Raw genomic sequence first — 8,005 nt, 5'->3', positions numbered from 1 at the left:
CGAATCGACCATCCAGCGCTCGGTGACACCGACCTCGACGGCGCCCGTGTACAGCGCACTCGTGTCGCGCCCGTTGCCTCCCCGCACGTCGCTCCACAGCTCGAGCTCGAGCTCGCCGGGTTCCACGGTCTGATACACGAATGTCTCATCGATGTAATCGTCCGGGTGCGCCGCGGCGGTCGCCGCGATCGTCCACACGCCGCAGCCGATGACGGCCGCGAGAAGTCGCGCCCGCGCGGGTGGCGCGGCGAGCTATAGTGGGGCGTCGGGTTCGGCGAGCACGCCGGTGCGAAGGTAGCACGGCGGTGCGCGCGGGGGGCACGCCAACCTGGCGGCCGCCGCCAGCGGCGGCGCGTGCTATATCTTTTGCGGTGTTTGCACGGCTGTCGCGGCGCGGTGGCGAGCGGGCGACCCGCGCGCTCGCGGCCGCGTCGCTGGCGGCGATCGCGACCGCCGCGGCGGCCGCGCCCCCGCGCGTCACGGTGCGCGCGCGCACCGCGATCCGCCTCGAACCGCTGCTCCGGGTGCCGGGCGGCGTCGAAGTCCGCGGCGAATTGATCGATCCGGCGGCGCGCGAAGGCGTCCCGTGGGTCGACGTCGCCATCGAGGTCGACGGCGTCCCCGACCGCGCCACGACCGACGAGCGCGGCGCGTTCCGCCACCGCCTGCGCGTCGCCGACGGCGTGCACGACCTCGCCGTGCGGTTCGCCGGCACCGACCTGTACGCTCCGGCCGCCGTCGACCTGCGCGGGTTCGACGTCGCGAAGGAGCCGCTGTCGCTCGCGCTCGCGGCGCCCCGCGCGGTGCGCGCGGGCGAGCCGGCGCACGTGCGCATCGAGGCGCGGACCGCGTCCGGCCCGGTCGCGGTGACGGTGGCGCTCGAAGTCGCCGACGCCGGCGGCCAGCCGCGGTCCGCGGGCAGCGCGACGACCGACGATGACGGCGCCGCCGAGGCGGCGATCGCCGCGCACGTTCTCGGCGCACCGGGCCGCAAGCGCCTGTCGGCCCGGTTTGCGGGCGACGCGACCTACGACGTGGCCGCCGCCGAGGCCGACCTCCTGGTCACCGCCGGCACGCGGCTCGCGATGGACCTGCGCCCCGCGGACGTCGCGTACGAGGACGACGTCGAGGTCCGCGGCGTGCTCGCGCGCGTCGACGGCGCCCCGCTCTCCGGCGCGGCGGTCACCCTGTGGGCGGCGGACCGCCCGGTCGCCGAGGCGGTCACCGACGCCCGCGGCCGGTTCTCGGCGGCGATCGCGGCCGCCGAGTTGGGATCGGGCGTGGTCGCCGTGCAGGCGCGGTTCGACCCGCCCGAGCCCTGGTTCGATGCGTCCCGCAGCCGCCCGGTGCCGGTGAGCGTGCGCGAGCCCCAGCCGATCCCGATGCGCTACACGGTCGCCGCGTTCGCGGCGGCGGCCGCCGCCGTGGTCGCATTCGCGCTGATGCGAGCGCGCCCGTGGGAGCCGCTGCTGGCGCGAATGCGGCCGCGGGGCGGAAGCGACGCGCCGCGGCCGGCGCGGCCGGCCGGCCCCGAGCCGGTGCGCGGCGGCCTGCGCGAGGCGCGCCCTGGGCTGGTCTCCACGATTCGGCGCGCGCACGACTTCGGGCTGTCCGGCACGGTGGTCGATGCCGTGACCGGCCGGCCGCTGGCCGGCGCGCGGCTCGAGCTGGCCGGCCCCGGCGGCGCCGCGGCCCACGTCGCGACCGACGCGCGCGGCGCGTTCGCGATCGCGCACCTCGCGGCCGGCCCGTGGCGCGCGACCGCGGCGCACCCGGGCTATTGCTCCGAACGGTTCACCGTGGCGATCCCCCACCGCGGTGCCCTGCGCGGCGCGCGGATCGATCTCGTTCCGGTGCGCGAGCGCGTGTTCGCGCTGTACCGCGAGATCGCGGAGCCGCTGCTGCCGCCGGGCGCGCGCTGGGGCGTGTGGACGCCGCGCCAGATCCTCGACGCCGTGCGCGCGATGCGGCCGGCGGCACGGCTCGCCGCGCTCACCGACTTCGTCGAGCGGACCTACTTCGGCCCGGCGCCTCCCGGCGAAGAGGCGGTCGAGTCGGCCCGCGCGCTGGGCGCCGCCGCGCGGGCGGAGGCGTCGCAAGCGGTGGTATAACCCGGCCGTCTTGGGCACCGAGTTGCTATACGCGGCGGTGGCGATCGCCGCGGTGCTGCTGTTCGTCGCCGGCGTGCGTCGCGCCGCCCGCAAACAGGTGGGCGCGCGACCGGCCGCCGGCCGGCTCGAGGACCGCGGCCATCGAGATCGCGCGCGCGGTGCGGCCGGCGGCGAGCGCGATACCGGCGGCGAGCGCGATACCGGCGGCGAGCGCGATACCGGCGGCGACCGCGACGCCGGCGCCGGCGAAGAGCGCGATGCGGGCGACGAGCGCGACGCGGGCGACGACCGCGCCGACGGCGACGACCGCGACGCGGACGACGAGCGCGACACCGGCGACGCGGCTGCGCGCGCCGACGACGACGAGGCCCGCGCCGCGTTCGAGCGCGGCCTCGCCAAGACCCGCGGCGGATTCGTCGCGCGCCTCGGGCGGCTGTTCCGCAAGCAGATCGACGCATCCATCCTCGACGAACTCGAGGAAGTGCTGCTCACCGCGGACATCGGCCCGCGCACCGCCGACAAGCTGTTTCAGCAGATCAAAGCGAAGCTGTCCCGCTCGGAGCTGGCCGACGCCGACGCGATCTGGTCCGAGCTGCGACGGCTGTCGCGCGACATCTTGTCGGTGGACGCGCCGCCGGTCGACTGGTCGCGCGCGCGGCCCTTCGTGCTGCTCACGATCGGCGTCAACGGGGTCGGCAAGACCACCACGATCGGCAAGCTGGCCGCGCTCCACACGCGGCGCGGCGCCAAGGTGCTGCTGGCCGCGGGAGACACGTTTCGCGCGGCGGCCGGCGAGCAGCTCGAAATCTGGGGTGAGCGGGCCGGAGCGCCGGTCGTTCGCGGAAAACCCAACGCCGATCCCTCCGCGGTCATCTTCGACGCGATCCGCCGCGGCATCGACGACGGCTTCGACCTCGTCATCGCCGACACGGCCGGCCGCCTCCACACCAAGGTCGACCTCATGGAGGAACTCAAGAAGGTTCGCCGCGTATGCGACAAGGCGCTGCCTGGCGCGCCGCACGAGACCTGGTTGGTCCTCGATGCAACCACCGGGCAGAACGCCATCGCCCAGGCGCAGATGTTCAAGGAGGCCATGGACATCACCGGCATCGTCCTCACCAAGCTCGACGGCACCGCCAAAGGCGGTGTCATTTTGGGCATTTGCAACGAGTTACAGGTGCCGGTGCGGTACGTGGGCGTCGGCGAGCAGGTCGACGACCTGCGACCGTTCGATCCCGACGCCTTCATCGACGCGCTGTATGCGCCGGACCCGGCGGCTCACGCCGCCTAACCGGACAGTGAATGATCCCCATCACAGGTTGTGGCGCGAAGAATCAGCGTGTTATAGTGCCGCCACCCTGGAACACGGCTGCAAACCGCTAGAATTACAAGGTTTTTCAGCCTTGACCACAGCACGGAGAGAGGGATGAGCCGTCGTATTTTCGAGCCTTTGGTCACGGCGCGCGTCGCGGTCGCGGTCGCGCTGGTGTTGCTCGGTCCGTCGTCCGCGAAGGCGCAAGACAAGGAGGACGACGACGCCGAAATGACCTTCGAAACCGACGAGGCCTCCGAGCAGCCGAGCACGGACGAGCCGGCGCCGCCGGACGAGGGCGACACCGGCGATCTCGGCGGCGACGACCTCGGGCTCGACCTCGACGCCGGCACTGGCTCCAAGGCCGCGAAGGCCGCGGCCAAGGAGGAGAAGCTCGGCGAATCGCGCGTGTCATGGCAAGACATCGTCGTCGTCGTGCGCAAGCCGTTTTTGAAGGTCCACCGGGTGGAGCTGTTGCCGACGTACGGCGTCACGATGAACGACAACATCATCCAGCACCACATGTTTGGTGGCAGCATCAACTACTTCTTGACCGACGTGCTCGCAGTGGGCGTCGAAGGCCAGTACTTCGTCAAGAACTTGCGCGAGCCGTTCGATCTCGTCGCTCGCCAGGCGCGGCGACTTCCCACCGTCAACAAGTACAAGTACGGCGCTTCTGTGAACTTCCACTACGTGCCGATCTACGGAAAGTTCGCCGTCCTCGACGAGCACATCGTCCACTGGGAGTCGTTCTTCACGCTCGGCGTCGGCTTTACTCAGACCGAGGTGATCCCGCGCGACCCGGCCCTGCTGCCGTTCGACAACTTTCTGATCACTCCGAACGTCGGCATGGCGATGCGCTTCTTCATCACGAAGTTCATCACGGTCCACGTCGGCATTCGCGACTACGTATTCCTCGACAAGTTCGAGTCCACGGACCGTACGGCGCCCAGCCCGCCGGACCAGGCCCGCAACGAGGCCGACTCGTCCCTGGTGAACAACGTCATGTTCCAGGCGGGCGTGAGCTTCTGGTTCCCGACGTCGTTCGAGTACACCACCTTCCGCTAGGAGGCTGCAGTGTATAGGCGCGCCAGCGAGGTTGCGAAATGCGAGGCGAGGTTCGGCGCACGCCCGCAGCGCACGAGGGCGCGTATCCACATACGTAACCGAAGGGCGCGAGGACGTACGCCGAAGATCGCCCGCAGATCGCGACCGCAGTCAGCGGCTGTGCGCTACAGCCTCCTGGGCCGCGGCCGTCGCTAGGAGTCGACCATGAAGAATCTCGCCAGTCTCCTCTGTGCCATCGCCGTGAGCGCGGCGGTTGCCGCGGTGCCGGCCGACGCGCTCGCCGACCGCAAGAGCCCCCTCGACGGGCAGCCCGCGGTGCGCCACCGGATCCTGCTCGTCAAGCAGCGCTTCGAGGTGTCGCCGCTGTTCGAGACATCGATCAACGCCGACTTCAAGCACACGATTGGCGGCGGCCTGAAGGCCGAATACCACCTGTCGGACATGTGGTCGTTCGGCGCCGTCGGCGTGTTCGGCACCAGCGTCAACACCGGGTTGACCACGCGCATATTGGACACGCTGGAGGACACCTACCCGGACGGCGATCCGACGCCGACGCGCACCGAGTTCAAGGAGCACCTCAACGACATCAAGCTGCACGGCGCCGCATACGTCAACTGGACGCCGTGGTACGGCAAGCTGGCGGCATTCGCGAAGGCATTCATCGCGTTCGACTTCTACTTCAGCGGCGGCGTCGCCTTCGCGAAACTCGACAACTCGTGCTGTTCGTTCAATCCCGACCCGCACCCCAAAGGGGATCTCGACAACAACATCCCGCCCGATCGGGACCCGAACAACGACGACCCGCTCAACGACGGCACGCGGGTCGGGCTGTACTTCGCCGGAGGCGTCCACCTGTTCGTCAATGAGTGGGTGGCGGTCGATCTGGCCTTCCGCGACTACTGGTTCCAGGACAACCCCTCGGGACTCGACTTCGACGCCGACCTGGCGGTGACCGGCGACGACGACCGGTTCCTCAACCACTTCTTCGCGGGCGTCGGCGTGTCCCTGTTTTTGCCGACGAAGGCCAAGCGCACGCCATAGGCGGCCCGCGGCCCGCAACACGCGCAGGCGGCGGCCGCCGCCCGGCCGCCGCCGACCGCGGCGGAGCGCCCCGCGTCCACGCGCCGTTTTGGCTTGCGCGGCGGCCCGGGTCCCGCGCAAAATCCGAGCAATAACTCGGATTCACTGCAGCGGAGGCGAACCCCATGGACATTCCCGAAGTTGGGCGCGCGCGCGACGCCGTCCTCGCCGACCTCATGGCCCACAAACGCGGCGACTTCGACACCCGCGGCGGTGGCGCGCTGGCGTTCGTGTTCCACCCCGACGACGACGCCGCGGCGGTGGCCGAGCGCGCGTACCAGGCGTTTCTGTGGGACAACGCGCTCGACCCGACCGTCGTCCGCAGCGCGCTGGCCCTCGAGACGGAGATCGTCGCCATGGCGGCGCACCACCTCGGCGGCGACGGCGACGTCACCGGCAACTTCACCAGCGGTGGTACGGAAAGCGTCCTGCTCGCGGTCAAGACGGCGCGCGACTGGGCGCGGGCCGAGCGCGGCATCGAGCGGCCGCAAATGGTGTTGCCGGCCACCGCCCACCCGTGTTTCTTCAAGGCGGCCCACTACTTCGATGTCGAGGCGGTCGTCACGCCGGTCGATCCGCGCACCTGCCGCGCCGACGTCGCCGCGATGGCGGCCGCGATCGGCCACCGCACCGCCCTCGTCGTCGCCTCGGCGCCCGGCTACGCCCACGGCGCGGTCGATCCGATCCCCGACATCGCGGCGCTCGCGCGCGACCGCGGCCTCCTTCTGCACGTCGATGCGTGCATTGGCGGGTTTCTCCTGCCGTTTTTTCGCGAGCTCGGCCGCGACGTCACCCCCTTCGACTTCTCCGTGCCCGGGGTGACGTCCATATCGATGGACTTCCATAAGTACGCCTTGTGCCCGAAGGGGGCGTCGGTCGTGCTGTACCGAACCCCGGAGCTGCGCCGCTACCAGATCTTCACCCACTCGGCGTGGCCGGGATACGCGGTCATCAACCCGACCATCCTCAGCAGCAAGTCGTGCGGGCCCATGGCCGCGACCTGGGCGATGCTGCACTACCTGGGCCGCGCCGGCTACCGGGCGATCGCGCGCAGGCTCGCCGCGATGGCCGACCGGTTCGCGGCCGGAATCGGCGCCATCGACGGGTTGACGATCGTGGGCCGGCCGGAGATGACGCTGTTCGCCGTGGCGTCGAAGACCCACAGCGTCTTCCGCCTGTGCGACGAAATGAAGCGGCGCGGCTGGTTGATGCATCCGCAGCTTTCCACCGACACGCTGCCCGCCACGTTTCACGTGAACCTCACGCCGGCCGTCGAATCGCGCCTCGATGCGTGGCTGGCCGACCTCGCGGACGCCTGCGCGGCCGCACCGGACGCGGGCGACGACGCGCTGTCCGCGGTCCGTGCCGCACTGTCCGCGGTCGACTTCGCCAAGCTCGACGACCGCGGCATCGAGCAGCTGTTGGCGATGGCCGGCCTGGGCGGCGGGCGTGCCCCCAGCGATCGGCTCGGCCAGGTCTGGGAACTGCTCGATCCACTGCCGAGCGACGTGCGCAACCGCGTGCTCACGCTGTACTACAACCAACTCAACCGCTATCGGCCGCCCGCGTGACGCCGTCCGCTCGCCGCCGCCCGCGCCAGGCGCGCGCGCGGGCCACCGTGGACCGCATCCTCGCCGCGGCTCGGCGCGTGCTGATCGACGCCGGCGCCGACGGCTTCAACACGAACCGCATCGCCGACGCCGCCGGCGTCGGCATCGGCTCCATCTACGAGTACTTCCCGAACAAGCAGGCGATCGTGGAGCGACTACTCGACGATCTATCGGCCGTCGAAACGGACGCCGTGCTCGCGCGGCTTGCGGCGCTCGCCGACGCCGACGTCGCCGCGGTCGCGCGCGGCGTGGTCGAGACCGTATTCGACCTGTACGTGGCGCACGGCCCGCTGTACCGCGTGCTGCACGCGCTGTCGTCGGCCGAGCGGCGCGTAGGCCATCGTCCCGGCGAGCGCGCCGTGGTCGCCGCCGTCGAGCGGCTGTTGGCCGAGCGCAGAGGCCCTTGGCGCGAGGCCGACCCCGCGCTCGCCGCCTTCACGCTGTTCCATCTGGTCGAAGCGCTGTGCGAACGGTTCGCGCGCGATGGGTTGCCGCGCTGGGGGCGCGAGCGTTGTATCGACACCATTACCGCGGCCGCGCTCGCCGCGCTCGGCGCGCCGGCGCCGTCAACGCAGCACGGCGGCCGCGGCCATCAGCACTCCGCTGCCGGCCACCGCCCACAACGCGACGGCGAGGACCGCCGCAAGCCAGCGCACGCCGGCGCCCCCGCCGGCGCGGTCCAGATGCCCGGCGATGTCGAGCAGCAGCGCGCACCGCCCACACCGCACGCCCCCACCGACGAGTAGCGCGTCGTGCGGCTCGGCCAGGGCTCCACAACACTCGCAGGCACCTCGGCGGCTCATCGATCGGTACATGGCAGCCTC

Annotated in this window: 7 protein-coding genes; 6 read left to right on the top strand and 1 reads right to left on the bottom strand. The window is 71.5% G+C overall.

What is annotated here, in order from left to right:
* On the bottom strand, positions 1-198 hold a 198-nt coding region (locus tag D6689_07130), incomplete at its 3' end, for a hypothetical protein (GenBank protein ID RMH42827.1).
* A 173-nt stretch (positions 199-371) separates the two neighbouring features.
* Between D6689_07130 and D6689_07125 the strand changes: the two genes are divergently transcribed.
* The 6 genes from D6689_07125 to D6689_07100 all read left to right on the top strand — a co-directional run bounded on the left by D6689_07125 (position 372) and on the right by D6689_07100 (position 7,927).
* Entirely contained in the window at positions 372-2,111 is a 1,740-nt protein-coding gene (locus tag D6689_07125; GenBank protein RMH42826.1) for a carboxypeptidase regulatory-like domain-containing protein, read from the top strand.
* A gap of 10 nt (positions 2,112-2,121) precedes the next feature.
* On the top strand, positions 2,122-3,402 hold the full coding sequence (ftsY, locus tag D6689_07120) for a signal recognition particle-docking protein FtsY (protein ID RMH42825.1): 1,281 nt from the start codon (positions 2,122-2,124) through the stop codon (positions 3,400-3,402).
* A 159-nt stretch (positions 3,403-3,561) separates the two neighbouring features.
* Positions 3,562-4,491, top strand: coding sequence for an outer membrane beta-barrel domain-containing protein (locus tag D6689_07115; GenBank protein ID RMH42824.1), 930 nt, complete (start codon positions 3,562-3,564; stop codon positions 4,489-4,491).
* 204 nt (positions 4,492-4,695) lie between these two features.
* Entirely contained in the window at positions 4,696-5,532 is an 837-nt protein-coding gene (locus D6689_07110) for an outer membrane beta-barrel domain-containing protein (GenBank protein ID RMH42823.1), read from the top strand.
* A gap of 164 nt (positions 5,533-5,696) precedes the next feature.
* Positions 5,697-7,142: an aspartate aminotransferase family protein gene (locus tag D6689_07105; protein RMH42822.1), complete on the top strand. Its 1,446-nt coding sequence runs from the start codon at positions 5,697-5,699 to the stop codon at positions 7,140-7,142.
* Positions 6,863-7,927 carry a TetR/AcrR family transcriptional regulator gene (locus tag D6689_07100; protein RMH42821.1) on the top strand — a complete coding sequence of 355 codons (1,065 nt, stop codon included), beginning with the start codon at positions 6,863-6,865 and terminating at the stop codon, positions 7,925-7,927. The genes D6689_07105 and D6689_07100 overlap by 280 nt, the downstream gene beginning before the upstream one ends.
* Positions 7,928-8,005: the final 78 nt, after the last annotated feature.

Source organism: Deltaproteobacteria bacterium (assembly GCA_003696105.1).
Classification (GTDB): Bacteria; Myxococcota_A; Polyangia; order Haliangiales; family J016; genus J016.
The sequence above is the reverse complement of the archived record's forward strand: the minus strand, read 5'-3'. Positions and strand labels throughout refer to the sequence as shown.

Coding starts and splice junctions, on each gene's coding strand:
- D6689_07110 (RMH42823.1), top strand. CDS start 4,696: ATGAAGAATCTCGCCAGTCTCCTCTGTGCCATCGCCGTGAGCGCGGCG.
- D6689_07105 (RMH42822.1), top strand. CDS start 5,697: ATGGACATTCCCGAAGTTGGGCGCGCGCGCGACGCCGTCCTCGCCGAC.